This window comes from Blastomonas sp. RAC04, from assembly GCF_001713435.1.
Lineage (GTDB): Bacteria > Pseudomonadota > Alphaproteobacteria > Sphingomonadales > Sphingomonadaceae > Blastomonas > Blastomonas fulva.
Map to the genome: position 1 here is coordinate 2,365,599 of NZ_CP016460.1, position 24,763 is coordinate 2,390,361.

Sequence of the window (24,763 nt, forward strand, 5' to 3'; positions counted from 1 at the left end):
GGCCCTCCCCTGCCCCTTTACAGAGACTTGGCGGCGCACGCATTTCAGACTTTTGTAAGCAATTGCCCATATGGGCATGCCTGTTATGTCAGGCGTTGTGCAACTTTCAGCGGCAGTCAGGGCCAGAAAGGTCGTCCACGACCTGTTTGCACAGGAAACCGACGATGCCGAACTGGCGCGCGCGCAGTTCCTGTCGTTCTCCAAGCAGATGCCGTTATTGTATTTGATACTCATTTGCAACGCAAGCGCGGTGATGGTTGCTTTCTTTCAGCCCGATCTCATTTTCAAGACCTTCGTTCTTCCGGCAAGCATCTGCGTGATCGCACTCGTGCGTGCCGCCTGGTGGTGGCGGCAGGATGGTGCGCAGCTGTTTTCCGATGCGGAAATCGCCAAGAGCAACCGGCGAACCTGCATGCTGGCGGTCGTGATGACGCTCGCTTTCGAGTTCTGGTGCATGTGGATCTACAGCAGCGGCGATGCCTATGCCCGCGGCCATCTGACCTTCTTCCTCGCACTGACCCAGGTCAGCACGGTATTCTGCCTGATGACCATGCGGGCTGCAGCGATGCGCGTCGCGGCATCGAGCACATTGTGCTTCGTCATCTTCTTCAGCGTGGTCGATGACAGCAGAATGCTGGTCGAGGCCGTGGTGCTGGGCTGCGTCGGGCTGGGGATGATGATCGTCACCCACCGCTACAATCTCGATTTCTCGAAGCTGATCCGGTCCCAGCGCGATCTGCGCAACCGCCAGGCCGAAACCGAAAAGCTCAGCGACGAGAACCGCCGGATTGCGCTCACCGATGCGCTCAGCGGCCTCCCGAACCGCCGCCAGCTGCTGGTCAATCTCGATCGCATTGATGACCAGACGGTCGATGCACTGGACAATCTGGCCGTTCTGTTCATCGATCTGGATGGCTTCAAGGACATCAACGACACCCATGGCCACCAGGCCGGTGACAGCCTGATCCGCAGCCTTTCCGTGCGCATCCGCGAGATCTGCCCACCGCATTCCATGCTCGCGCGGGTTGGCGGTGACGAGTTCGTGGTGCTGATCGAGACACCACAGGCAGCCTCGGTCGCGGCATCGATGGCAGAGCGCATCAGCAACGAAATCGCGCTTCCCGTCCTGGTCGACCGGCACGTTCTGCAGGTCGGCGCGAGTATCGGGATCGCCACCAATGCCAACGGCGCGTGCACCTCGCACGAACTGCTGCGGCGCGCCGATACCGCGATGTATCACGTCAAGACCGGTAAGAAGGGCAAGATCGCGGTCTATGACGCCGCGCTGGACCGCGGCCGCCTGCGCCGGATGGAAATCGAGGCGGAAATCGGCACGGGGCTCGACAAAGGCGAGTTCGACGTTTTCTACCAGCCGGTCATCGATGCGCATTCCGGGCAGATCGTGGCGACAGAGGCGCTGATCCGCTGGCCGCGGCGCGCAGCCGGCGTGCTGGTGCCGCAGCAGTTCATCGAGATCGCCGAAGCCACCGGACAGATCCATCCGCTGGGCATGTTCGTGCTGGAGCGCGCCTGCAGGGACGTGGGGCCGCTGGGCGATCTCAGCCTGAGCGTGAATGTATCGCCCGCGCAGTTTCGCGACCCCGGCTTCCTGCGCCAGGTCGCGCATGTGCTGGAACAGACCCGCTTTCCTGCAGGGCGGCTGCAGCTGGAAATCACCGAGGGCTATCTGCTGTCCCAGCCCGAAACGGCGATCCGCACGATCCGGTCGTTCAAGGCCATGGGCTTGTCGATCGCGCTCGACGACTTCGGTACCGGGTTCACCAGCATCCATTATCTGCGCACCTACGGCTTCAGCCATGTGAAGATCGACAAGTCGCTGCTGGTGGATCTGGGCCCCGGCAGCAAGGCATCCTTCCTGGTTGCAGGGGCAATCAACCTGGCGCGCGGGCTGGATATGGAAGTCACTGCCGAAGGTGTCGAAACCCATGAACAGGCAGCTTTGCTCCGCGCGGCGGGTTGCGACAGGCTGCAGGGCTTCCTGTTCGGGCGGCCCATGCCGATCGCCGATCTCAGGGCCATGTGCGCGCAGGGCACGAGCGATCTGCGTCAGGGCCCTCCGGCGCTCAGGGCACTTTGATCACGGCGCCAGGCACGCAAAGACCAGCGCCGCGCGAGGTCATCATGCAGATTTCGACGGCCCGTTGCGGCTTCCGCCAATTTTGACCCGCATCAAAGACCGGCATCGTCCGATGGCATAAACCATGCCTCATGTGGACCTATCACCCCGATCTGCTCGCCCGGCCCGTGCCGCGGTATACCAGCTACCCGACGGCGGCGGATTTTGTCGATGAGGTGGGGGCGGAGCAATATGCAGGTGCGCTTGCCGGAATGGCGTCGGCGACCCCGCTGTCGCTGTATGTCCACATCCCCTATTGCGACCAGATCTGCTGGTATTGCGGGTGCAACACGGGAGCTGCCAACCGCAAGCACCGGCTGACAGACTATCTCACCGCACTGCGCGCCGAGATCGCGATGGTCGCCAAGCGGCTGGGCGGACGTGGGCGCGTTCAGCATATCGCCTTTGGCGGGGGCAGCCCCAACGCGATCACTCCTGTCGATTTCGTGCGCCTGCTCGACCGGATCATGACCGTGTTCGATTGCAGCGACCCGGAGATATCGATCGAGGTCGATCCGCGCACCTTCACGCTGGAATGGGCGCGTGTGCTGGCCTCGTCGCAGGTCAGCCGGGTGAGCATGGGAGTGCAGACCTTCTCGCCGAGGATCCAGGCGGCAATCGGCCGAGTGCAGCCGCTCGAGCATATCGAACAGGCGGTGATGAGCTTGCGGATGCGCGGCATCGATTCGATCAATTTCGATCTGATGTACGGCCTTCCTGGCCAGACGCTCGACGATCTCGACGGCACGCTGGAACAGACCATCCGCCTCGCCCCCAGCCGTATCGCGCTGTTCGGCTATGCGCATCTTCCCACCATGATCCCGCGGCAGAAGCGGATCGATGCGAGCAACCTGCCCGATGACCGGCAACGCTTCGAGCAGGCCGCGTTCGGCTACCTGCGGCTGCGCGATGCGGGCTATGTCCCGGTCGGGTTCGATCATTTCGCGCTGCCATCGGATCCGCTGGCGGTGGCCGCACTGGAGAACCGCGTGAACCGCAATTTCCAGGGGTTCACCCATGACGGCGCATCGACGCTGCTGGGCTTCGGGGCGAGCGCGATCAGCATCCTGCCCGGGCTGATCGTGCAGAACGAGAAGAACGCCGGACCCTATCGCGCGCTGGTCGGCGCAGGGCAGCTGCCCGCCTCGCGCGGGGTTGCGCCCGATGCGCAGGACAGCGCCCGGTCCGCGATCATCAACGCCATCTTGTGCCGGGGCCGCGTGCGTCTGGCCGATGACCTGCTCCCTCCTGCCCGCGCCGCTCTTGCCGAGTTCGAACGGCGCGGGCTCCTTTTCTGGGATGCCGACATGCTCGTGCTCAACCCCGGATCGGAACCCTATGCCCGCGTGATCGCGGCGCAGTTCGACGGCTATCGCGGCGCGATTCATCCGCGTGGCGGACCTGTCAGCTTGCATTCCGCCGCTCCTGCCTGTTGAGGTTATGCAGGCAGCGCGGGCGCGAATCGCGCGCGCCTGCCTGAACCAACCGGGGGAGCCGAGCCATGACGACATCCGAGGCGCAGTCCAATTATGCTGGCGTGTTCGGCAATCGCATCGGCTTTGGCCAGCGGCCCGCCTTGCTGCTGATCGATTTCGTCCAGGCCTATTTCGACCGCGATTGCGTGCTCTATGCCGATGTCGAGGATGCGCTGGCCAGCGCGATCCGGGTGCGCGACGCCGCACGGTCGGCGGGGATCCCGGTCATCTACACCAACGTCGTCTATCATCCGAGCCTGCTGGATGGTGGGCGCTTCATGCAGAAGACGCCGCTGCTCAAGGTGTTCGTGGAGGGGTCGCCGATGGGGGCCTGGCCAGAAGGGCTCGAGCCCAGCGCCGACGAGTTCGTGATCTCCAAGCAATATCCCAGCGCGTTCTTCGGCACCTCGCTGGCGGCGACGCTGACCGCGATGGGCGTGGACAGCGTGATCCTGACCGGGCTTTCCACCAGCGGCTGCGTGCGCGCGACCTGCGTCGACACCTCCAGCCACGGCTTCATCCCGATCGTTGTCGCCGATGCCTGTGGCGATCGTCACCAGGCCCCGCATGAGGCCAACCTGTTCGACATGAACGCCAAATACGCCGATGTCGTCAGCGAAGTCGAGGTGCTGGAGCATCTGGCTGGGCTGAAGGGCTAGCGCTTCACCATTTCAGTCGTCACCCCCGCGAACGCGGGGGTCCCGCTTCGTTGCCAAGTCTGGGCAAAAGCGGGATTCCCGCGTTCGCGGGAATGACGATTACACCGCGCCTGCAGCCTTCAACTCGGCAATCGCGGCCTCGTCCAGCCCCAGTAGGTCCCCATAGACCTGCGCGTTGTGCTCGCCGATGGTCTGCGGCGCGAGGGTGCGGATGCTGCCGGGCGTGTCGGAGAGCTTGGGGAAGCTGTTCTGCATCGCGAACTTGCCCCAGCGCGGGCTGTCCACTTCGACCAGCGCATCGCGCGCCTTGAAATGCTCGTCCTGCAACATGTCCGCCGCGCCATAGATCTTGCCTGCGGGGACACTGTATTCGATCATCAGCGCCTCGACCTGCGCCACGGTCAGCGTCCTGGTCCAAGCCTCGATTAGCTCGTCGAGCTCGGTCTGCCGCTCGCCGCGCGCCAGATGCGTGGCATAGCGCGGATCGGTGGCAAGTTCGGGCCGCCCCATCGCGGCGCACAGCCGTGCGAACACCGCATCCTGGTTGGCGCCGATCAGATATTCGCCATCGCTGCACTGATAGACGTTGCTGGGCGCGACGCCTTCCAGGATCGATCCGGTCCGCTGGCGAACATGGCCACCGACCATATATTCGGGCACCAGGCTTTCCATCACCTGCAGCACCGCCTCATAGAGCGCGCTGTCGACGACCTGGCCCTTGCCGGTGCGCTCGCGCGCATGCAGCGCGGCAAGCGCGCCCATGCAGCCATAGGTCGCAGCCAGGCTGTCGCCGATCGAAACCCCCATGCGGCTGGGCGGACGATCGGGATCGCCAACGATAGCGCGCCAGCCGCCCATCGCCTCGCCGATGCCGCCAAAGCCCGCGCGCGACGAATACGGCCCGGTCTGGCCATAGCCCGAAACGCGCACGATGATCAGCCGCGGGTTGATCGCATGCAGTGCGTCAGGCCCCAGACCCCATTTCTCGATCGTGCCGGGCTTGAAGTTCTCGATCAGGATATCGGCCTGCGCGGCCAGCTTGCGCACGATCTCCTGGCCTGCCGGAATGCGCAGGTTGGCGCTCACCGATTTCTTGTTGCGGGCGACGACCTCCCACCACAATTTGTGCTCGCCATGGCCCCAGGCACGCATCGGATCGCCGCCGGCCTTTCCGCCTTCGGCTGGCGGTTCGACCTTGATCACTTCTGCGCCCATGTCGCCCAGCAGCTGGCCGCAGAACGGTCCCGCGATGAGCTGGCCCAGTTCGACGACACGGATGCCCGCCAGAGCCCCCCGGTTTTCTTCGCTCATCGAATGTGTCCCTTATTCTGCGGCGATGGCGTGATGAGCCCAGCGCGGCTGGATCGGCGCGGGAAGCCCGGTTTCGGCAAGGCAGTTGGCGCGAAGCTGCTCGATGCTCGGGCCATAATCGAACAGCGGCAGGTCGGGCCGTTCGCTGCGCATCTGGGTGCGCAGGGCTTCGGTCGCCGCCGCATCGAGCACGCCATCGGCATCGGCGATGACGCCATAGGCCTTGGCGCCTTCCGATGTGACCAGACCCTGGCGGATTTCCTTGGCCACCAGCTCGGGTGCGCGCTCGAGCGGGTCGCCCCAGCCGCCGCCGCCCCAGGTGATGAAGTGCAGGATGTCGCCCGCCTCGATCGCCAGATCCTCGACCTTGTTGCCGACGATGGTCTGCGTGCCATCGGGCTTTTCGAGTATCTTGCGCGCCCTTGCCCCCGGCTTGCCGCCGTTGACTCCCCAGGGCGGAACGAACCAGCGATCGTCATGGATGGCGATGACGCCCGGCTCGAGGAAGCGATAGGTCATGATGATACCGTTGCCGCCGCGATGCAGGCCTGCACCGCCGCTGTCGGGCACGGTTCCATAGCGTTCGATGACCAGCGGGAAGTACCGCTCGAGGAACTCGTTGGGCACGTTGGTGAAGCCCGGCCACAGCGAATGGCCATCGGGGCCATCGCCCATCGGCCGCCCCGGAATGCCGCCAAAGCCGATCTGGAACAGCTGGAACCACTCGCCTTGTCTGTCGGTGCCCGCATAGAACAGATGCGGCGACGACGAGAAGCCGGCGGCGTTGAGGAACTCGGGGGTCTTCTGGCCGAGCAACCCGCCCAGGATATCGAAGATGCGGCCCAGCGCATGGGTGCGGCCCGAGAGCGCTGCGGGATAGCGCGGCTTGAGCAGCGATCCTTCAGGAATGCGCACCTCGATCAGGTCGTAGAACCCGTCGTTGAACAGGATCTGCGGATCGAAGACCATGATCATGTAAATGCCGAAGAACATCTTGAACATGTTCTCGTTGAGCAGGAAGTTGATCGAGGCCTGGCTCTGCGGATCGGTGCCGTCGAAATCGAGCACCACCTTGTCGCCATCGCGCCACATCGTGCATTTCAGCTTATAGGGGCCATAGCCCATGCCGTCGTCGCAGATATAGTCCTCGAAGCTCACCGGCTCCTCGCTGATCGCCTGGGACAGCAGAACCTTCATTGCGCGGTGGTTGCGTGCCAGCAGTTCCTGCGTCGCCGAGACATAGGTATCGACGCCGAAGCGCTCGCTCATCTCGATCACCCGGCGCGCGGCGACGCGGCACGAGGCGATCAGAGCGTTGAGGTCCGCCGCGCACCACGCGGGCGTGCGGCTCTGGTGCAGCACGAGCTTGACGAGGTCCTCGTTGTAAACGCTCTTCTTCCAGATCTTGACCGGGGGAATGCGCACGCCTTCCTGGAAGATGTTGGTTGCATCGATCGGCATCGATCCGGGCACCTTGCCGCCGATGTCGCTCTGATGGCCGAACATCGCGGTATAAGCCAGCAGACGGCCGTCCTTGAACACCGGCAGCAGTACCAGCCAGTCGTTGCAATGGCTGATCGCGCCGCCGACCGAATAGGGGTCTGACAGGAAGATCATGTCGCCATCCTCGAGCGTGCCGTCATAGCCCTCGAGAAATCCGCCGATGAAGCTGCCGAACTGGCCGACAATCATGCGGCCAAGATGGTCGGCGATCAGCGGAAAGGCATCGCCCTGCTCGCGAATGCCGGGTGACATCGCGGTGCGCACCAGGGTCGCGTCCATCTCGATGCGCGCGTTGCGCAGCGCGTTCTCGATGATGTCGAGGCTGACCGGATCGATGGTCTGCTTCTCGAACGGGGTGTCGTTGGTCTGGATGATCGTTGCGGGCATGGGTTCAGTTCCCCGTCTTGAGGGTGATGAGGATATTGCCGACCGCATCGACCGTGCCGGTGCAGTCCGCTTCGATCAGCGTGGTCGAATCCATCTCGATGACGATCGCAGGCCCGGGGATCACGTCGCCTGCCAGCAGCTTCGATCGGTCGTAGATGACAGCGGGCATCATCGCGCCGTTCATCCACAGTTCGTGGTCGCGCAGCTTGGCCGCTGACGGATCGCCGGTGCCTTCAGCCAGCGTCGCGGCGGGCAGGTCGAGCGCCTGGCCCATAGCGACGGCACGCAGGTTCACGATCTCGTGCTCGCTATCCATGTTGAAGGTGAACAGCCGGTGGTGTTCCTCGTCGAAGCGCCCGGTGAGCCATTCGACGCCGTGGGTGTGCAGGTCGTCGCGGGTGACCGCCATCGGCACCTCGAATGCTTGCCCCGCATAGCGCACATCGACCTCGAAGGTGATCGTGACGTCCTCCCTGGCGACGCCTTCAGAGACCAATTCGTCGCCGATCTGGGTCGCCATCTCGTCGAGGATGCCGCCCAGTTCCTCCAGCGTCGTCTGCGATGCCAGCCGCGAGAAGCTGCGCGCGGTTTCGGTGCGCATCCGCGTCGTCGCATCGCCCAGCGCGCACAGCACGCCCGGTGACACCGGCGAAACCGCAGGCCAGCTTCCCATCAGCCGGGCGACCGCGTTGACATGCAGCGGGCCCGCGCCGCCAAATCCCATCAGCGCGAAATCGCGCGGGTCATATCCCTGCTGCACCGAAATCATGCGCAGCGCGCCGAACATGTTCTCGTTGACGATATCGATGATGCCGCGCGCCGCGGCATACAGATCGATCTTGAGCGCATCGGCGATGGTCTGCACCGCCTTTTTCGCGCCCTCGCGGTCGAGCTTGAAGGTCCCGCCGAGCAGCGCCTCGGGCAGATAGCCCAGCACGACATTGGCGTCTGTCACGGTGGGCAGCTCGCCGCCCTTGCCATAGGCCACCGGCCCTGGCACCGCGCCTGCCGATTGCGGGCCGACACGCAGCGCGCCGGTCAATTCAGGCACATAGGCGATCGATCCGCCGCCCGCGCCCACGGTCTTGACGTCCAGCGCCGAGGCACGGACCGAAAGATGCCCAACCTCGGTGGTGCGTACGCGGCGTGCCTCGAGGTTCTCGATCAGCGCGACATCGGTCGAGGTGCCGCCGACATCCAATGTCAGGATGTTGCGGATCCCGGCGTTCTTTCCGACCCAGATCGCCCCGGTAACGCCGCCTGCAGGACCCGACATCAGCAGCGACACGGGATGCTCTTCGGACTTTTCCGACGACATCAGCCCGCCGTCGGAGCGCAGCAGCGCCAATTTGCCCGCCATCCCGGCATCGCGAAGGCGGCTGCGCAGGTTGCGGACATAGCGGCCGACCACCGGGCGCACCGCAGCGTTGGCGACGGTGGTCAGCGTGCGTTCGTATTCCTGCATTTCGGGCAGCACGATATGGCTCAGCGAAATCGGCACGTCGGGCATGATCTCGGCGGCGAGCTCGGCGACGCGGCGTTCGTGCGCACCGTTCAGATACGCGTTCATTAGGCTGACGGTCAGTGCCTCGACGCCTTGGCGCTTCAGCGTCTCGAGCGCCGCGCGGATATCGGCATCGTCGGTGGCACGCACCTCTTCGCCTTGCGCCGACATGCGGCCCTTGACCTCGACCGTATCCTCGAGCGCAGCCAGTGGCGTCGGCTTGGGCCACACGATCCAGCCGGCAAGGCCTCCGGGGACGAAGCTGCGCGCGATCTGCATCACCTGGCGGTAACCCTCGGTGACGATCAGGCCGACGCGCGCGCCCTTGCCCTCAAGCACCGCATTGGTGGCAACCGTCGTTCCATGCAGGAATATCTCGACATCGGCGGGCGTGATCCCCGCGCTGCCGCAGATCGCCTGCACGCCGACAAGAATGCCTTCCGAACTGTCATGCGGGGTGGAAGGAGTCTTGTGCCGCCAGAAGGCACCTGTTTGTTCGTCGAACAGCAGCAGATCGGTAAAAGTCCCGCCGACATCGACGCCCAGCCTGTAACTCATTCCTTCACCCCTTGGCTTGCCGGGCGAGCGCGCCGCGGCAGGTTGATGTGTTGCCCGTCAGGCTGCGGCGCGTGCCACCAGTGACGGGAGTTCGCGTCCCAATACCTCTGCCATGCAGCGGTTGGCGGCGATCACCGCGTCCAGATCCATGCCGTGTTCGATCCCCGATTGCTGCGCGAGATAGATCAGGTCCTCGGTGGCGATGTTGCCGGTGGCCTTGGGCGCGAACGGGCAGCCGCCTAGCCCGCCCAGGCTGGCATCGAGCGTGGTCACGCCCGCCTGGATCGCCGCCCAGGCATTGGCGATGCCGGTGCCGCGCGTGTTGTGGAAATGCGCGCGCAACCGCACATCGGTCGGCACGAACTCGCGCAACCGGCCATACAGATCGGTCACCTGTGCAGGCACGCCGACGCCGATTGTGTCCGCCAGCGCGATCTCCGCAGGCCCTGCCTCGAGAACGGCTTTTGCGATATCGACGATGCGCTGCGGCGGCACATCGCCTTCGAACGGACAGCCGAACGCCGCGGAAATCGTCACCTGCGCGACCAGCCCTTCGGCCTTGGCGAAGCGGATCATCTCGCTGGCTTCGGCGATCCCCTCGGCGACGGTCTGCCCCTGGTTCTTCTGGCCAAAGGTGTCGGTGGCGACGATGACGCAGCCGATCTCGTCGACGCCGCGGCGTCCGCCCTCGCGGGTGGCCAACGCGCGCAGCACGCCGCGCTTGTTGAGCGTGAGGCCGATGTACGAAACATCGTCGCGGTCGGGGAGCCCGGCGATGACGGCTTCGGCGTCCGCCATCTGCGGCACGCGCTGCGGATGAACGAAGCTTGCAACCTCGAGCCGCCGCACACCGGCATCGATCATCGCGCCGACCATCGCCAGCTTGTCAGCCGTCGATACGATGTCGGGCTCGTTCTGCAGGCCGTCCCGTGGGCCGACTTCAACGATCTGAATGTGTCTCATCGTGGAGTTTGTATACAAAATGATTTTTCCCGTCCAGCCACGTTAGTTGGCGTTCAGTCGTTTGCGCGCTGCTGCTGCTCTTTTCTCCGCAGGGCGGTTATGCTGAAGGCATGGAAGGCGCGGCGGATGTGGCTGGTCATCACCGCGCGCGCCCAGTGTGAATCGCGCGCGATGAAGGCCGCGATCAGTTCGCGGTGGTCGCGCGCCGACTGCAGCAGCTCCCCTACCCGGTATTGCTTGGCGGTGCGGCTGACCACAGGCTGCTCGATAAGCATCGGCAGCATCGCGCTTAACCGGGGCGACCGCGCCGCCTCGAGGATGATGTCGTGAAAGGCGCGGTTGTGCGCCAGAAACGCCGCCACATCGGGGGGATTTGCTGAAACCGCCTCATCCAGCAGATCCGAAATCCGGGCGATCTCTTCCAGCTGCCGCGCGGTGATGTTGCGCGCTGCGCGACTGGCGGCATGCCCCTCCAGCATGCCGCGCAGCACGAACATCTCGTCGATGTCGTCGGCCGACCAGTCGGCGACGAACAGCCGCTTGGAATCGCTGCGCACGATCAACAACTCGTTCTCAAGCCTGCGCACCGCCTCGCGCACCGGGGTGCGCGAAACGCCCGAGATTCGCGCCAGCTGCTCCTCGGTCAGCTGCTCGCCAGGCTCTGCATGTCCGGACAGAACGAACTGGCGAATCTTGTCATAGGCAATATCGGAAGCGCGCGGCGACGCAGCTTTTTCCATTGTTTTCAATCCCATCCCTTTGCCCGGCGTTCGTCAGGGTCCCTCGCCGGGCTGTTGCCACTTTGCATCATGCGGGCTTCAACTGAATTTGCCTATTGACGATAGACATTTGTATACAATAGCGTCAACCTGTAATGGATCGATGAGGGGGTGCTCACGATCCGGGAAGAGGGGTTTGCATGCCGGACGATTGCCGAATCAAAGTCATCGTTCCCATCCCCATGGATGCTGCAGGCGTAGCCTCGCGCGTGGCGCAGCTTCCTGCCGATTTCGTCCGCCCCGGCTTCACCCCCGAGTTCGTCGCGGTGCCTTGGGGCGCGGCGTTGGGCGACAGCTATCACGACATGCTGCTGATGGACTGGACCGTGTTCCAGAGCGGGATCACCGCCGAGGAAGAGGGCTATTCCGGCGTGTTGATCGATACGGTGAGCGATTCGGGGCTGCGCGCGCTACGCTCGCGGCTGACCATCCCGGTGATCGGCCCGGGCGAAGCAGCCTTTGCCGCCGCAATGATGCTGGGCAAGAAGTTCACCGTGCTCACCATGTGGCCCGAATGGTTTCCGCTCTACCAGAAGACGCTGACCGAATACGGCCTGTGGGACCGCGTCGCCTCGCTGCGATCGATCAACACACGTCCCGATGTCACCGAACTGCTCGCGGGCAAGGAAGAGGTGATCTTCGACAAATTGAAGGCAGAGGCGACCCGCGCGATGGAGGAGGACGGCGCAGATGTCATCGTGCTGGGCTCCACCACCATGCACCAGTCGGCGGCGTTCCTTGCGGCAAATCTGCCGATCCCGGTGATCAACCCCGGCCAGATCGCGTGGAAGTTCCTCGAAAGCCTGATCGAATGCGGGCTGACGCACAGCAAAAAGGCGTTTCCGATGCCGGAAGTGCCCAAGGATGCAGACATAAGGAAGGGTTGGTTCTGATGGCAGACTGGTCACCCGGATGCGGAGGCCAAGCGCCTTTGCCGTATCCGTTTTACATCGACATCGTCACCAAGCGCTATTTCGACGGTGTCGACAACAAGAACATGGACCAGGTGCTCAACTGCTTTGCACCCGATGCCACGCTGACCGAAGTCACCTCGAACACCGTGCACCAGGGTCGCGAAGCGATCCGCGCGATGTTCATCAAGCTTTTCGCCGATTTCGAGCAGATCTGGCACGGCAATTTCGTGCATGTCGCCGACCCCGTATCGAATGCTGTGTGCTCGCAGTTCACCGTGCTGATCACGCCCAATGGCGGTGAGCAGCTCCGCTACGAGAACTGCAACCGCTTCTACCTCGAGGACCGGCTGTTCAAGGATGTGTACGTCTACATGAGCGGCGACAACCTGCTGAAAGAAGGGGACGCCTGATGCAATATGCACCCACACTCAGCCGTGACGAGCTGATCACCTTCGCCACGCAGACCTATTTTGCCAGCGTCGATGCTAAGGACATGGCCGCCACGCTTGCCTGTTTCCATGACGAGGCGCTGTTCACCGTCCAGACCAGCTTTACCACCCACGCCGGCAAGGCCGAGATCGAGCGGATGTTCGTCGATTTCTTCGGCGCATGGGAAACGATCGTCCACCGCGACTTCACCTGCACCGTCGATGAGACCAACGGGCGGATAGCCGCGAGTTTCATCGCCGATCTGACCGCCGCCGATGGCAGCGTGACCAGCCTTACCAACACCAATTTCTGGCGCCTGCGCGACGGCAGGTTCCAGGAAGTCCATGTCTATATGAGCGGAGCCAATGTGCTGGTCTGACGACCACATTTGAACAGCCGCCAAAACAGCATCCGGTTCGGGGGAACCAAAGCACTTCAGGGAGTTCACAGCATGCGCCTATCCAGCCTCTTTGCCGCAGCATCGGCCACCGTTCTTGCCAGTGCGCTGGCGACGCCTGCTTTCGCGCAGGTCAGCGACCAGACCGAGGCGGTGGACGATTCGGTCATCATCGTCACCGCGCGCCGCCAGAATGAAAGCCTGGCCGATGTCCCGGCTTCGATCACGGTGTTCACTGCAGATTCGATCCAGAAGACTGGGGTCGAGACCGCCGACCAGTTCGTCCAGCTGACCCCGGGCGTCACCATCGTCACCGGTACTGCGGAAGCCGGCGACACCCAGATCAACATCCGCGGCATCAACGGCGCGCGCGACGCGGAGAGCTCGGTGGCTCTGGTCGTCGACGGCATCCTCAAGACCAACACCGCGCAGCTCAACCAGAACCAGGGCACATTGAGGCAGATCGAAATTCTTAAGGGTCCGCAAGGCGCGCTGTATGGCCGCAACGCGGCAGCCGGCGCGATCGTCATCCAGACGCTGAAGCCCGGCGACACGCTCGAGGCGGGGATCGAATTGAGCGCCGCCGAGCAGCAGACCTATCGCGGCAACGCCTTCATCTCGGTGCCCTTGGGCGAAAACGCCGGGTTCGTGCTGTCGGGATCGTATTTCAAGACCGATGGCTTTTATCGCAACATCTTCCTGAACAACTCCAAGACCATCGACGACCAGGAAATCTGGTCGGTCGACGGCCGCTTCGTCGCACAACTGGGCGACCGCACCGAGATCGACGCCAAGGCGCGCTATTCGGACCTGACCGGCGCCTCGATCAACTTCAACGCGGCGTTCCACCTGCCCAATTTCGCGGGTGCCAACCCGGCGTTCTTCGAGGATGTGAACCGGCACCCGTTCAACTTCTACAACAACATCCGTCCGACCAACGACCAGACGACGTTCGATGCCTCGATCAAGCTCGAGCATGAGTTCGATTTCGCCAAGCTGACCCTGTGGGGCCTGTACAGCGATGTCGACCAGTCGCTGACCGCCGATGGCACCTCGGCAGACTTTGCCCGCTTCACCTTCCCGGGCGCGACCGCGGCATCGCGTGCGGCCTCCAACGCCTGCTTTGCCAGCACCGCACAGCTGCGGGGCTTCCCGGTCAACCAGCCCGGCTTCATCGGTGCAACCCCGGTGCCGTTCATCTTCGCACCCGCGACCGGATCGACCTTCGGTCCGTACAGCCCGACCACCTGCGATGGCACCCAGTATCAGATCCGCCAACAGGAGGATTTCAGCGGCGAAATCCGCCTGTCGTCGAACGGCGATGGCCCCTTTAACTGGCAGCTGGGCGGCTATTATCTGAACATCAGCCGCGACGTCGGGGTCAGCCTGGGCGCGGATCTGGGCCAGGGGATCATCCGCCAGCTCTACAACGCACCCAACACGACCAACCCGACCACCCAGCTGTATTTCGACCGGTTCAGCACCGACGTCTATGCCGCTTTCGGATCGGCGGACTACAACTGGAACGATGTCATCAACATCGGCCTGGCGCTGCGCTATGACATCGAGGATCGCAGCGTGTCCAACCGCGTGCCTCTGGTCACCGATCCGTTCACCGGCGGCCCGATCAACCCCGGCCAGGCGCGCGGCCCGATTGCCGACAAGTCGGCCAGCTACAAGCAGCTCCAGCCCAAGCTGACCTTCCGCTGGGCGGTGGCAGACAACGTCAACCTCTATGCCAACTGGGGCATCGGCTTCAAGGCGGGCGGCTTCAACAACTCGGGCTCGGCAGCGGTGATCGACCAGTCGTTCAACCAGTTCATCGGCTCGAACGTCCGCATCACCGACAATTACCGCAAGGAAAAGTCGAGCGCGTTCGAGGGCGGTATCAAGGGATCGGTGTTCGACGGCAAGGTCACCTTCGATCTGGCCGGCTATTACACCGATGTCGATGACATGCAGTTCTTCGAGTTCTTCGTCGGTGGCTTTGGTCTGCTGCGCGTGGTGTCGAACATCGACGAGGTGCAGATCTACGGCGCCGAGCTCAACCTCAATGCAGAGGTGACCCCGGGCTGGACGATCTTCGGTGCGCTCAACGTCACCGAAAGCGAGATCAAGGCCAATGCCTCGCGTCCGCAGACGGTGGGCAACAAGTCGCCCTCGACCGCGGATTACACCATCAACCTGGGCACCCAGATCGTCGCTCCGATCTCGCGCAGCTTCGATCTGGTCGCACGCGCCGATTATCGCATCACCGGCCCGACCTGGTTCCACACGCTACAGGAAGACAGCGTGCCGACCATCTTCAGCGGGCTGCTGCCGGGATCGGCGCTGGCGCTGCCCGCGTTCGTCGGCGATGCGGACTATTCGGTCACCCGCCGCCAGGCATTCGGTGTGCTCGATGTGCGCGCCGGGCTAGAGGGCGAAAAATGGCGCGTGACGATGTTCGCCGACAATGTGCTCAACCGGCGCTATCTCAACGAGGTGATCACCGCGGCCGAATTCGGCGGATCGTTCATCTCGCCGGGCGGTCTGCGCCGCCTCGGGGTCGAGGTCGCCTACAAGTTCTGACACTACGCTCCTGGCCACCGTTGCCCGCATGCTTGCGCAGGCGGCGGTGGCCTTCCCCTTTATTGGCGGCCCGTCAGGCCTTGGCGTAGATCCAGGCCGCCCAGAGCCAGCCTGCGATCAGCAAAGTGCCGCCGATCGGGGTGACCGCGCCCAGCCAGCGCGGCGCACCCAGCGCCATCAGGTACAAAGTCACCGCAAAAACCGCAGAGCCGGCCAGCAGGGTGAGCGCAGGCCCCCGCGCCACGCCCATGATCGCCAGCGCCGCGACCGCGTGGACCAATTGATACATGCCGCCGGTGCGCAGCCATTCGGCCTGCTGCTCGCCCGCGGCGGCATGCGCGCCGAACGCGCCCGCCGCCACCGCAAGGGCTGCCGACACGGCAGCCAGAACCGCGATCATCATCACAGAATTCCCTTATCGTTCGGACGCAGCATCGCAGCGACGTGATCTGCCGAAGACTGCCAGTCGATGCCGCAGCCAGCCAACCACGCATCGTCATAATAGGTGCCTCCATACCGCTCGCCGCCATCGCACAGCAAGGTGACGATGCTTCCGGTCTCGCCTGCGGCCGCCATCTCCTCGATCAGCGCAGCGCAGGCGACGAGATTGGTGCCGGTCGATCCGCCCACGCGCCGTCCGAGCCGATCGGAAAGCGCGCGCATGGCGCCGATGCTGGCGGCGTCTTCCACCGCGATCATCCGGTCGATCACGCCCGGGATAAAGCTGGGCTCGACGCGCGGGCGGCCGATGCCCTCGATCCTGCTGGCGCAGCCCTCGGGCAGCACCGTTGCCGATCGGTCGTAATAATGGCGGTGGAATACCGAATGCTCAGGATCTGCAACGCATAGCCGCGTGGGGTAGCGCTGATAGCGCAGATAGCGGCCGATCGTGGCCGATGTGCCGCCGGTGCCCGCGCCGCAGACAATCCAGTCGGGAACGGAGTGCTCCTCCTGCGCCATCTGCGCGAAGATGCTTTCGGCGATGTTGTTGTTGCCGCGCCAGTCGGTCGCGCGCTCGGCGTAGGTGAACTGGTCGAGATAATGCCCCCCGGTTTCCTCGGCCAGCCGGTGCGCAACATCGTAGACCGTGCGCGGATCATCGACCATGTGGATCTCGCCGCCCTGGAAGCGGATCGCATCGAGCTTGGGTGCGGCGGTTGTCGCGGGCACCACCGCGATGAAGCGCAGCCCCAGCATCCGTGCGAAATACGCCTCGCTCACCGCGGTCGAGCCCGACGACGCTTCGATCACGCAGCTTTCGGGGCCGATCCACTCGTTGCACAAGGCATAGAGGAACAATGAGCGCGCCAGCCGGTGCTTGAGGCTGCCGGTGGGGTGCGAGCTTTCGTCCTTCAGATACAATGTGATGCCGGGATAGCGCGGCAGGTCGAGCCGGATCAGGTGCGTGTCGGCCGAGCGGTTGTAGTCCGCTTCGATCCGCCGTACCGCCTCGTCCAGCCAGCCGCGCGGGCACAGATCGCTCATTCGGCAACGTCCTGCAGCCCGTGCCGCACCAGCATCGCCACCGGATCCGGATCACGGCCGCGGAACGCGCGGAAGCTTTCCGCCGCAGGCCGGGTCGCGCCGCGCGCCAGCACCTCGGCGCGGAAGCGATCGCCGGTAGCGCGGTCGAGCAGGCCCGCTTCGGCAAATGCCATGAAGCCGTCCGCCGCAAGCAGTTCGGCCCACAAATAGCTGTAATAGCCCGCCGCATAGCCGCCGGCGAAGATGTGGCTGAACGCGTGCGGGAAGCGGTGCCATTCCGGCGGGCGGATAACAGCCACCTCGTCGCGCACAGCCTCGATCACCTCGATCGGATCACTGCCCATGGTGCCCAGATGCAGCAGCATGTCGAACAAGGCGAACTCGATCTGGCGGATCAGGAACAGCCCCGCCTGGAAATGCCGCGCCTTGACCAGCCGGTCGAACAGATCGCCGGGCAAGGGCTCGCCGGTGCGGTGGTGGCCCGACATCGCGGTGAGCACGCTGCGGTCCCAGGCGAAGTCCTCCATCAATTGGCTGGGCAATTCGACCGCGTCCCATTCGAAACCGTTGGTGCCCGCGATGCTGGGCCGGTCGACCTGGGTCAGCAGCAGATGCAGGCAATGGCCGGTCTCGTGCAGCAGCGTGCCGACGTCGCTGTGGCTGAGCAGCGAAGGCGCATCGGGCCCGGCGGGCGAGAAGTTGCACACCATATAGGCGACCGGAACCTGACTGAGATCGCCATCGCTGCGCCTCGGTCGTGCCTCGCCCATCCACGCGCCGCCGCGCTTGCCGGGCCTTGCGAACAGATCGAGATACAGGCCCGCGACCACGCTCCCGCTTTCATCGACGACATCGAAGAAGCGCGCGTCGGGGTGATAGAGCGAGGCGTCGGAACGCTCGGCCAGCGTGATGCCGAACAGCCTGGCGAGCAGGTCCTGCCAGCCCGCCATCACGCGTTCGACCGGGAAATAGGCGCGCACCTCGGCTTCGTCGACCGCGTACAGCGCCTGACGCAGCCTGTTCGAAGCAAAGCCGACATCCCAGGGCTGCAGGTCGGCGATGCCGAGCTTTTCGGCAGCGAACGCCCGCAGTTCGTCGAGGTCGCGCTGGGCGGCGGGGCGTGCACGGCCCGCAAGATCGCGCAGGAAGCTCAGCACCGCGCCGCCGTCCGAGGCCATCTTGGTGGCGAGCGACCATTCGACCGGATCGGCAAAGCCCAAAAGCTGTGCTGCCTCTCGCCGCAGCTCAAGGATCCGCGCGATGCGCTCGGAATTGTCGAACTCGCCCGCATTGGGTCCCTGGTCGGAGGCGCGGGTGCCGAAGGCGCGGTAGACGCGCGCGCGCAAATCGCGGTTTTCGGCGAAGGTCAGGATCGCATTGACGGATGGCATCTGCAGCGTCACCCGCCAGCCCGCCTCTCCCTTGGCGGCAGCAGCGGCGGCGAACATCGCCTTGTCGGTGTCCGAGACACCCGCAAGCTCGCCTTCGTCGGTGATCAGTTCGCCCCAGGCGTCGGTCGCATCGAGCACCGCGCTACCGAAGGTGTTGGACAGCGACGACAGCTCGACCGAGATCTGCTCGAACCGCTGCCGCGCATCGGCCTCCAGCGCGACGCCCGAGAGCCGGAAATCGCGCAGCGCATGCTCGACCGCCACGCGATCGGCCTGGGCCAAGGCGGCAAACTCGGCCGTCTGCGACAGCGCGGTGAACACGTCGAACAGGTCGCGATTCTGCCCGACCTTGATCGCGTTGGTGACCAGCCGCTGCTCGCCTTCCTGATAGGCGGCGCGCAATTCAGGAGAATCCGCCACGGCATGAAGGTGCGACACCGCCGCCCAGATCGCGCTGAGCTCGGCTTCGGCGCGCTCGAACGGCAGCCAGGCATCGGCGAAGCCTGCAGGCTGCGTGGTCGTCAGCGTTTGCACCGTCGCGGCGTGGCGCGCCAGCGCCTCGTCGAGCGCAGGCGCGATCTGGTCGGCGGTGATTTCAGCAAAGCGCGGCAGCGCGCGCGTATCGAGCAGGGGGTTGGGGCTATCGATCATGCCTTCCCCATAGCCCAAATCGGCGGGCGGTCAGGCAAAAAAATCGGGTTTCGTCAGCCGTCCTGAAGCTCGCGCAGCATCGCTGCTGCCTGCGGCCGCTCCGGAAACGCGCCAAGCGCCAGCGACGCCCTGAGCGCGCCCACCGCCTGCGCGGTCTTGCCCGCCTCGGCATAGGCCTGCGCCAGATGATAGCGCAGCCAGGGATTGCGCGGATTCTTGGCGCCCGCCTTTTCGAGCATCTCGACCGCGACCATCGCCTGGCCGCCCTGCCCGGTCAGCGTCAGCCCGCGCATGTGGGTGGCAAGCGTGTTGGCGGGCTGGACGCGATAGGCCAGCCGCGCGTCATGCGCGGCGGTGGCCCCATCGCCGCTGCGCAGCCGCGCCAGCGCCAGGTCGGCGAGCAGCAGCGGCTGGTTGTTGCCCAGCCGCGCGTGCAGCGCGCCCAGCGTCAGGATCGCGCCGGGCCAGTTGCCGCGATCGATATAGGCGTTGGCGAGCAATCGCAGCCCACCTGTATTGGCGGGGCTGTAGCCGACGAACCGCACCAGCAGCGCATCGGCCTCATCGGCGCGGCCGGTTTCGCGCAGCGCCAGCGACAGGCGGCGGACGACGGGTTCGGACAGCCGGATTTCGGCCGCGCGCCGGTACAGCGGCAGCGCGGCTGCGGCATTGCCCGCAGCAAAGCGCACATCCCCCAGCAGCATCTGCGCATCGGGCACGCCGGGGTTTGCCTCGGCCAGCGGCTCGGCAAACTCGGCCGCCTGCACAAAGTCGCCATTGGCCACCAGCATGCGGACATAGGGGATCACCGCGCGGGCATCGCGCGGTGCCGCGCGCGCGGCATCGGCGAGCATCCACGGCTCGTCAGCCTCGGCCAGCCGCACCATCGGCGCGGTATCGGGCTGGGCAGCGCGCGCGAGATAGTCGGTCGCCTGTGCCCCCTCGCCGATCGCCTCGAGCGACCGCGCGACCAATGTCAGCAGATAGGCGCTGGTGCCGCCCTGGTTGGCCACGCCACGGAAGCGCGCGAGCAATGTCTCGTGCTCGCCTTCTGCATAAAGCGCGCGCGCCAGCAATTCAGAGGCGCGGCGGTTGTACGGCTGGGCATCGGCGAGCTTCTCGAACCGGTCGATCGCCTGGCGATAATTGCCCAGCTGGAACTCGACCACGCCTTCGACCTGCATCACCGCGGGCACACGCTCCAGCGCGCCGCCGGTCTTCTGGATCAGATTGCGCGCCAGGCTGTATTTGCCTGCGCGCGCGGCCAGCACCGCCTGCAGGAAATAGCCGCGCGGATTGTCCGGCTGCAGCGCCACGATCTGCCGCGCGGCGGCCAGCATGTCGCGCATCCGGCCCATGTCACCCAGCGTCGCTGCATATTCGCCCAGCACGCTCACATCATTGGGATCGATGCTGAGCGCGCGCTCGAACCAGGGCAGCGATGCGGCCAGTCCATACTGGCTGCGCACCAGCTCGCCGCGCAGCTGCAAAGCACGAACATTGCCGCCATTCAGCTTGACCGCATGATCGGCCGCCTCGACCCCGCCCGCCTGATCGCCCGAAGCGACGCGGAAGCGCGCGATATCGGTCCACAGCATGCTGTCGTCGGGCGCAAATTGCAGTGCGCGGTCGAACGAGGCGCGCGCGGCATCCATGTTGCCCAGCGCCAGATGCGCGCGGCCCGATGTGCGCGCGGCAAACCCCGCATCGCCCGCGGGCACGGGGCCTTCGCTGAGCCAGGCGAGCGCGGCATCGGCGCGGCCCTGCAGCAGCAGGGCTTCGGCCATCGGCGCGCGCACGATATTGCGATCGGCGCCCAGCTCGATCGCACGGCCTAGCTCGGCTTCGGCGCCGGCGGCATCGAACAGCGACAGGAAGACGCGCGCCTGCGCGATCCGCGCGGCAGGAAGGCGCGGCGCAGCCTTGATCGCGTTCATCAGCTCGATCCGCGCGGCGCGGTTGTCGCCGCGCGCGCGATACTCCTCGGCGCGCGCCATCGCCTGACGCGCAGCGCCAAGGTCTTCTGCCTGCAAGCGCGTGGCCGGACCGCCCAGCACCAGCGCGCAGGCGACCAGCGCCAGCGTCAGCCGGCGGCCAGGACCGGATCGAGGTTCAGCTCTGGATGTCATATTGCCTGAGCAGATCGTACAATGTCGGCCGGCTGATGCCCAGCAGCTTGGCCGCGCCAGAGATATTGCCCTCGGTCCGGGCCAGCGCATGGCGGATCGCCTTGCGGTCGGCGAGTTCGCGCACCGCCTTGAGGTTGAGGAATTCAGGCGTTTCGGGTTCGGCGCGTTCCAGATCCAGGTCCTCGGCGCGGACCAGCCGGGTTTCGGCCATGATCACCGCCCGCTTCACCCGGTTTTCCAGCTCGCGCACATTGCCCGGCCAGTGCCAGGCATCGAGCATCTTGAGCGCATCGGGGGCAAAGCCCTTGACCACCGGGTTCATCTCGGCGGCGAACCTGCCCAGAAAATGCTTGGCGAGCAGCACCGCATCGCCGGGTCGTTCGGCGAGCGCCGGGATGGTCACGACGATCTCCGCCAGCCGGTAGAACAGGTCCTCGCGAAAGCGCTCTTCGGCGATCATCTTTTCGAGGTTCTGGTGCGTCGCACAGACCACGCGGGTGTCGACGGGAATCGCATTGCGCCCGCCGACCCGCTCGATCACGCGCTCCTGCAGGAAGCGCAGCAGCTTGACCTGAAGCGGCAGCGGAATGTCGCCGACCTCGTCGAGGAACAAAGTGCCGCCCTCGGCCTGTTCGATCTTGCCGATGGTGGTCTTGATCGCGCCGGTGAACGCGCCCTTTTCATGCCCGAACAGTTCGGATTCGAGCAGGTTTTCAGGAATCGCAGCGCAGTTGATCGCGACAAAGGCCTTGGCTCGGCGGTTGCTCTTCTCGTGCAGACCGCGCGCGAACAGCTCCTTGCCGGTGCCGCTGGCACCCAGCAGCATCACCGAAACATTGGTGTTGGCGACACGCTCGATCATCCGCGCGGCCTTAACCATCTGCGCATCGGCGGTGATCATGCCGCCCAAGACGGTATGGTCGTCGCCCGATTTCTGGCTGAGCCGCGCATTCTCGCGCTCGATCTGCTGGACGTTGAGCGCACGGCGCACGATCAGCGCGAGATCGTCGATCTCCACCGGCTTGCGATAGAAATCATAGGCCCCCTGCGCGATCGCATCGCGCGCGCTCTGCCGCTCGCCATGGCCCGAGGCGATGATCACCTTGGTGTCGGGCTTGAGCCGCAGGATCTCCGCGAGCGTGGCAAAGCCTTCGCTGACGCCATCGGGATCGGGCGGCAGGCCGAGGTCGAGCGTGACGACATCGGGCTCCTCGTAGCGCAGCAGGTCGATCGCGCTTGCGCGATCACTGGCGCAGAGCACCTCGAAATCGTCGAACGCCCATTTGAGCTGGCGCTGCAGGCCGACATCGTCCTCTACCACCAGCAGTCGCGGCAGCCTGGGCTGGCCCTTACCGCCGCCGTTGAGCGCTGGATTGGGGGTGAGGTCATTCATTGTCAGATTACCTTTGCAGCCAAGTGCGGCTCTTCGGCCCCGCCCTGGTCATTCTCTATCCGGGTGGCGAGCGGCAGGTGAACGGTGAACCGGCTGCCCTCGCCTTCGCGGCTTTCCACCTCGATCCGGCCATGCATCGCTTCCACCAGCAGCCGCGCCTCATAGGCACCGATGCCAAAGCCATCCGCCTTGCTCGAGATGAACGGCTTGAACAGTTTGGCGCGGACGAACTCGGCAGACATTCCCGCCCCATGGTCGACGATCTCGATCACCCCGTTGAGGCCGTCGCGCGACAGGCTGACATACACCGGGCTGTCAGGTTCGCTGGCGTCGATCGCGTTCTGGATCAGATGGCCCAGCACCTGTTCGAGCTGGACGGGATCGGCCATCAGCGTCATGCGCGGCGCACTGCTGGCGACGAGCTTGTGGCCCTGGGCCTTGTCGGCGATGACCGCGCGCACGATGCGTTCAGCATCGATCGCGCGGATGCCGTCCCCGGTCGATCGCGCATAGCCGGTGAGGCGGCGGATCAGCGTGTTCATCTTGCCGACCGAGTTCTGCAGCGTCGCAATCATGTCGGCGCGGAATTCGGGGTTGTCGGCATGCCGCTCGGCATTGCGCGCGACCAGGCTCAATTGGCTGACCAAGTTCTTGATGTCGTGCATCACGAAGGCCATGCGGCGGTTGAACTCGTCAAACTGGTCCGCCTCGCGCAAGGCTTCCTGGCTGCGTGCCTCTGCAAGATAGCTCGCCAACTGCCGCCCGACGAGGCGCAGCAGATCGAGATCCTCCCAGTCGAGCTGCCGCTCGATCAGCGGGCGCGATAGCACCACAAGCCCGGCCAGCCTGTCGAAATGCACCAGCGGTACGATCGCCCACGCATTGCTTTCGGCGATCACCCAGTCGGGGATCGCGCGCCGGTCGGTCAGCGTGTCCTTGCCTGAGCGCAGCGCGTCGAGCTCGACGATGCGGCCCGTCGCCTGGAAATAGCCGATCGTGCCTGCGGTGCACGCCTGCGCAGGGACATCGGCAGTGGGCCAGTTGAATCGCGCCTGCAGCTGCAGCCGTCCGCCTTCGGTGGGGGCGAGCAGCAGCCCCGCCGGGCTGTCGCTGATATCGGCCGCCGCCTTGATCACGCGTTCGTGGAACGGCGCGGTGCCATCGCCGGGCCTTCCGATGGTTTCGGTAAAGCGGATCCATTCGGCGCGGTAATCATAACGGTGCTGGAAAAAATGCTTGGTCGCCTTGACCTTGAACCAGGCGCGGAAACGGTCCGACGGCAGCAAGGCCAGCGCAGCGAGCGACATGCCCAGCACCAGCAGCAGCTGGGCGCCCGAGGCCACCGTCCCGCCGACCGACCGCAGCATCTGCGCGACCGCGATCATCGTCACCAGATAGCCCAGAATCGCGAACACCGAGAGCGAGCGATAGGCGACCTTGCGCGACAAGGTGAGCTTCCACCCGCCCGGGCGGTTGGCCGCGAGCGCGAAGAACGGCACCGCCAGGATCATCATCACTCCGCGCAGCGCCACCAGATCCGCAGGCAGGGCGCGGCCCAGATAACCCACGGTATAGAGGTTGAGATCGTACAGCCACATCGCGGCAAGCGCAGTCAGCGGCAGGCGCAGGCTGGCGCGGGTCTCGGCATCGGCGACCGAATAGAGATTGTTCGCCAGAACCAGCGCGCCGACGACGAAGATCATCCGCAGCAGCATCGCGGCGGAATAGCCGAGCTCGTCGAGCTGCGGCACGCCCCGGTTGGCGACATGCCAGACATCGACCAGAGGCTGGGCGACCAGCACCACGACGAGTACCATGTAAACGGCCGTGACCGTGCGCGGCTGCGCGCGGGCGGAGCGGACCATCTGGAACAGGAACGCCAGCCAGGCAAGGTTGCGCATCGTCTCGCCCAGCCCGGCAATGGCGTGGTTGCCGCCCATGCTGGCTGCGGCAAAGGCCCACAGGCTGGTTGCCAGCAGCGCCAGCAGCAGCGCGGCATCACCGAGCGAGGGGCGCGTATCGCGCAGGCCCGCCCAGCGCCGCAACAGCCAGGCCGCCACCAGCATGGTCAGCGCCGCTGCGGCGGAATGGCCCCAGAGCCCTATGTCATGCCAGTTGGCCATCTGC

At 65.1% G+C, this 24,763-nt stretch carries 18 protein-coding genes; 7 read left to right on the forward strand and 11 right to left on the reverse strand.

What is annotated here, in order from left to right; translation table 11 throughout:
- The first annotated feature begins 97 nt into the window (after positions 1–97).
- The 3 genes from BSY18_RS12040 (at position 98) to BSY18_RS12050 (ending at position 4,271) form a co-directional block, all read left to right on the forward strand.
- Positions 98–2,098, forward strand: coding sequence for a putative bifunctional diguanylate cyclase/phosphodiesterase (locus BSY18_RS12040; protein ID WP_236823355.1), 2,001 nt, complete (start codon positions 98–100; stop codon positions 2,096–2,098).
- A gap of 131 nt (positions 2,099–2,229) precedes the next feature.
- Positions 2,230–3,573: an oxygen-independent coproporphyrinogen III oxidase gene (hemN, locus tag BSY18_RS12045; protein ID WP_069050754.1), complete on the forward strand. Its 1,344-nt coding sequence runs from the start codon at positions 2,230–2,232 to the stop codon at positions 3,571–3,573.
- Positions 3,574–3,638: 65 nt separating this feature from the next.
- On the forward strand, positions 3,639–4,271 hold the full coding sequence (locus tag BSY18_RS12050; protein ID WP_069050755.1) for an isochorismatase family protein: 633 nt from the start codon (positions 3,639–3,641) through the stop codon (positions 4,269–4,271).
- Positions 4,272–4,370: 99 nt separating this feature from the next.
- Here the strand turns inward: BSY18_RS12050 and BSY18_RS12055 are convergent, their stop codons facing one another.
- From BSY18_RS12055 to BSY18_RS12075, 5 genes are read right to left on the reverse strand one after another with little or no spacing between them, the layout of a single operon-like run.
- Complete coding sequence (locus BSY18_RS12055; protein ID WP_069050756.1) at positions 4,371–5,582, reverse strand: CaiB/BaiF CoA transferase family protein; 1,212 nt, start codon at positions 5,580–5,582, stop codon at positions 4,371–4,373.
- Positions 5,583–5,594: 12 nt separating this feature from the next.
- Positions 5,595–7,472: a hydantoinase B/oxoprolinase family protein gene (locus BSY18_RS12060; protein ID WP_069050757.1), complete on the reverse strand. Its 1,878-nt coding sequence runs from the start codon at positions 7,470–7,472 to the stop codon at positions 5,595–5,597.
- 4 nt (positions 7,473–7,476) lie between these two features.
- Positions 7,477–9,534, reverse strand: a complete 2,058-nt coding sequence (locus BSY18_RS12065; RefSeq protein ID WP_069050758.1) for a hydantoinase/oxoprolinase family protein — start codon at positions 9,532–9,534, stop codon at positions 7,477–7,479.
- 57 nt (positions 9,535–9,591) lie between these two features.
- On the reverse strand, positions 9,592–10,497 hold the full coding sequence (locus BSY18_RS12070; RefSeq protein ID WP_054133963.1) for a hydroxymethylglutaryl-CoA lyase: 906 nt from the start codon (positions 10,495–10,497) through the stop codon (positions 9,592–9,594).
- 53 nt (positions 10,498–10,550) lie between these two features.
- Positions 10,551–11,237 carry a GntR family transcriptional regulator gene (locus BSY18_RS12075; protein ID WP_054133962.1) on the reverse strand — a complete coding sequence of 229 codons (687 nt, stop codon included), beginning with the start codon at positions 11,235–11,237 and terminating at the stop codon, positions 10,551–10,553.
- A 221-nt stretch (positions 11,238–11,458) separates the two neighbouring features.
- On the opposite strand from BSY18_RS12075, the gene BSY18_RS12080 reads away from it, so the two are divergent.
- From BSY18_RS12080 to BSY18_RS12095, 4 genes are all read left to right on the forward strand, one after another.
- Positions 11,459–12,169, forward strand: a complete 711-nt coding sequence (locus tag BSY18_RS12080; protein ID WP_236823356.1) for an aspartate/glutamate racemase family protein — start codon at positions 11,459–11,461, stop codon at positions 12,167–12,169.
- Positions 12,169–12,600 carry a nuclear transport factor 2 family protein gene (locus BSY18_RS12085; RefSeq protein WP_069050760.1) on the forward strand — a complete coding sequence of 144 codons (432 nt, stop codon included), beginning with the start codon at positions 12,169–12,171 and terminating at the stop codon, positions 12,598–12,600. The genes BSY18_RS12080 and BSY18_RS12085 overlap by 1 nt, the downstream gene beginning before the upstream one ends.
- Entirely contained in the window at positions 12,600–12,998 is a 399-nt protein-coding gene (locus BSY18_RS12090; RefSeq protein ID WP_054133959.1) for a nuclear transport factor 2 family protein, read from the forward strand. The genes BSY18_RS12085 and BSY18_RS12090 overlap by 1 nt, the downstream gene beginning before the upstream one ends.
- Positions 12,999–13,070: 72 nt before the next feature.
- Complete coding sequence (locus BSY18_RS12095; RefSeq protein ID WP_069050761.1) at positions 13,071–15,587, forward strand: TonB-dependent receptor; 2,517 nt, start codon at positions 13,071–13,073, stop codon at positions 15,585–15,587.
- Between the two features lie 73 nt (positions 15,588–15,660).
- On the opposite strand, the gene BSY18_RS12100 is transcribed toward BSY18_RS12095, so the two are convergent.
- From BSY18_RS12100 to prsK, 6 genes are read right to left on the reverse strand one after another with little or no spacing between them, the layout of a single operon-like run.
- Positions 15,661–15,987, reverse strand: a complete 327-nt coding sequence (locus tag BSY18_RS12100; protein WP_069051891.1) for a DUF423 domain-containing protein — start codon at positions 15,985–15,987, stop codon at positions 15,661–15,663.
- A gap of 2 nt (positions 15,988–15,989) precedes the next feature.
- The gene (locus BSY18_RS12105) at positions 15,990–17,072 is read right to left on the reverse strand and encodes a PLP-dependent cysteine synthase family protein (protein ID WP_069050762.1); all 1,083 of its coding nucleotides are present in this window, start codon (positions 17,070–17,072) and stop codon (positions 15,990–15,992) included.
- A complete protein-coding gene (locus BSY18_RS12110; RefSeq protein WP_069051892.1) occupies positions 17,069–19,114 on the reverse strand; it encodes a M3 family metallopeptidase in 2,046 nt (681 codons plus the stop codon). Before BSY18_RS12110 ends, BSY18_RS12105 begins: the two co-directional genes overlap by 4 nt.
- 53 nt (positions 19,115–19,167) lie before the next feature.
- Positions 19,168–21,243: a tetratricopeptide repeat protein gene (locus BSY18_RS12115; RefSeq protein WP_069050763.1), complete on the reverse strand. Its 2,076-nt coding sequence runs from the start codon at positions 21,241–21,243 to the stop codon at positions 19,168–19,170.
- Positions 21,227–22,636: a PEP-CTERM-box response regulator transcription factor gene (prsR, locus tag BSY18_RS12120; RefSeq protein ID WP_054133955.1), complete on the reverse strand. Its 1,410-nt coding sequence runs from the start codon at positions 22,634–22,636 to the stop codon at positions 21,227–21,229. Before prsR ends, BSY18_RS12115 begins: the two co-directional genes overlap by 17 nt.
- Positions 22,637–22,638: 2 nt before the next feature.
- Positions 22,639–24,759 carry an XrtA/PEP-CTERM system histidine kinase PrsK gene (gene prsK, locus BSY18_RS12125; protein ID WP_069050764.1) on the reverse strand — a complete coding sequence of 707 codons (2,121 nt, stop codon included), beginning with the start codon at positions 24,757–24,759 and terminating at the stop codon, positions 22,639–22,641.
- Between the last annotated feature and the right edge of the window lie 4 nt (positions 24,760–24,763).

Bases quoted from the DNA above. Each gene is read 5' to 3' on its own strand.
- hemN (WP_069050754.1), top strand. From the start codon at position 2,230: ATGTGGACCTATCACCCCGATCTGCTCGCCCGGCCCGTGCCGCGGTAT.
- BSY18_RS12050 (WP_069050755.1), top strand. From the start codon at position 3,639: ATGACGACATCCGAGGCGCAGTCCAATTATGCTGGCGTGTTCGGCAAT.
- BSY18_RS12055 (WP_069050756.1), bottom strand. From the start codon at position 5,582: ATGAGCGAAGAAAACCGGGGGGCTCTGGCGGGCATCCGTGTCGTCGAA.
- BSY18_RS12060 (WP_069050757.1), bottom strand. From the start codon at position 7,472: ATGCCCGCAACGATCATCCAGACCAACGACACCCCGTTCGAGAAGCAG.
- BSY18_RS12065 (WP_069050758.1), bottom strand. From the start codon at position 9,534: ATGAGTTACAGGCTGGGCGTCGATGTCGGCGGGACTTTTACCGATCTG.
- BSY18_RS12070 (WP_054133963.1), bottom strand. From the start codon at position 10,497: ATGAGACACATTCAGATCGTTGAAGTCGGCCCACGGGACGGCCTGCAG.
- BSY18_RS12075 (WP_054133962.1), bottom strand. From the start codon at position 11,237: ATGGAAAAAGCTGCGTCGCCGCGCGCTTCCGATATTGCCTATGACAAG.
- BSY18_RS12080 (WP_236823356.1), top strand. From the start codon at position 11,459: ATGGATGCTGCAGGCGTAGCCTCGCGCGTGGCGCAGCTTCCTGCCGAT.
- BSY18_RS12085 (WP_069050760.1), top strand. From the start codon at position 12,169: ATGGCAGACTGGTCACCCGGATGCGGAGGCCAAGCGCCTTTGCCGTAT.
- BSY18_RS12090 (WP_054133959.1), top strand. From the start codon at position 12,600: ATGCAATATGCACCCACACTCAGCCGTGACGAGCTGATCACCTTCGCC.
- BSY18_RS12095 (WP_069050761.1), top strand. From the start codon at position 13,071: ATGCGCCTATCCAGCCTCTTTGCCGCAGCATCGGCCACCGTTCTTGCC.
- BSY18_RS12100 (WP_069051891.1), bottom strand. From the start codon at position 15,987: ATGATCGCGGTTCTGGCTGCCGTGTCGGCAGCCCTTGCGGTGGCGGCG.
- BSY18_RS12105 (WP_069050762.1), bottom strand. From the start codon at position 17,072: ATGAGCGATCTGTGCCCGCGCGGCTGGCTGGACGAGGCGGTACGGCGG.
- BSY18_RS12110 (WP_069051892.1), bottom strand. From the start codon at position 19,114: ATGATCGATAGCCCCAACCCCCTGCTCGATACGCGCGCGCTGCCGCGC.
- BSY18_RS12115 (WP_069050763.1), bottom strand. From the start codon at position 21,243: ATGACATCCAGAGCTGAACCTCGATCCGGTCCTGGCCGCCGGCTGACG.
- prsR (WP_054133955.1), bottom strand. From the start codon at position 22,636: ATGAATGACCTCACCCCCAATCCAGCGCTCAACGGCGGCGGTAAGGGC.
- prsK (WP_069050764.1), bottom strand. From the start codon at position 24,759: ATGGCCAACTGGCATGACATAGGGCTCTGGGGCCATTCCGCCGCAGCG.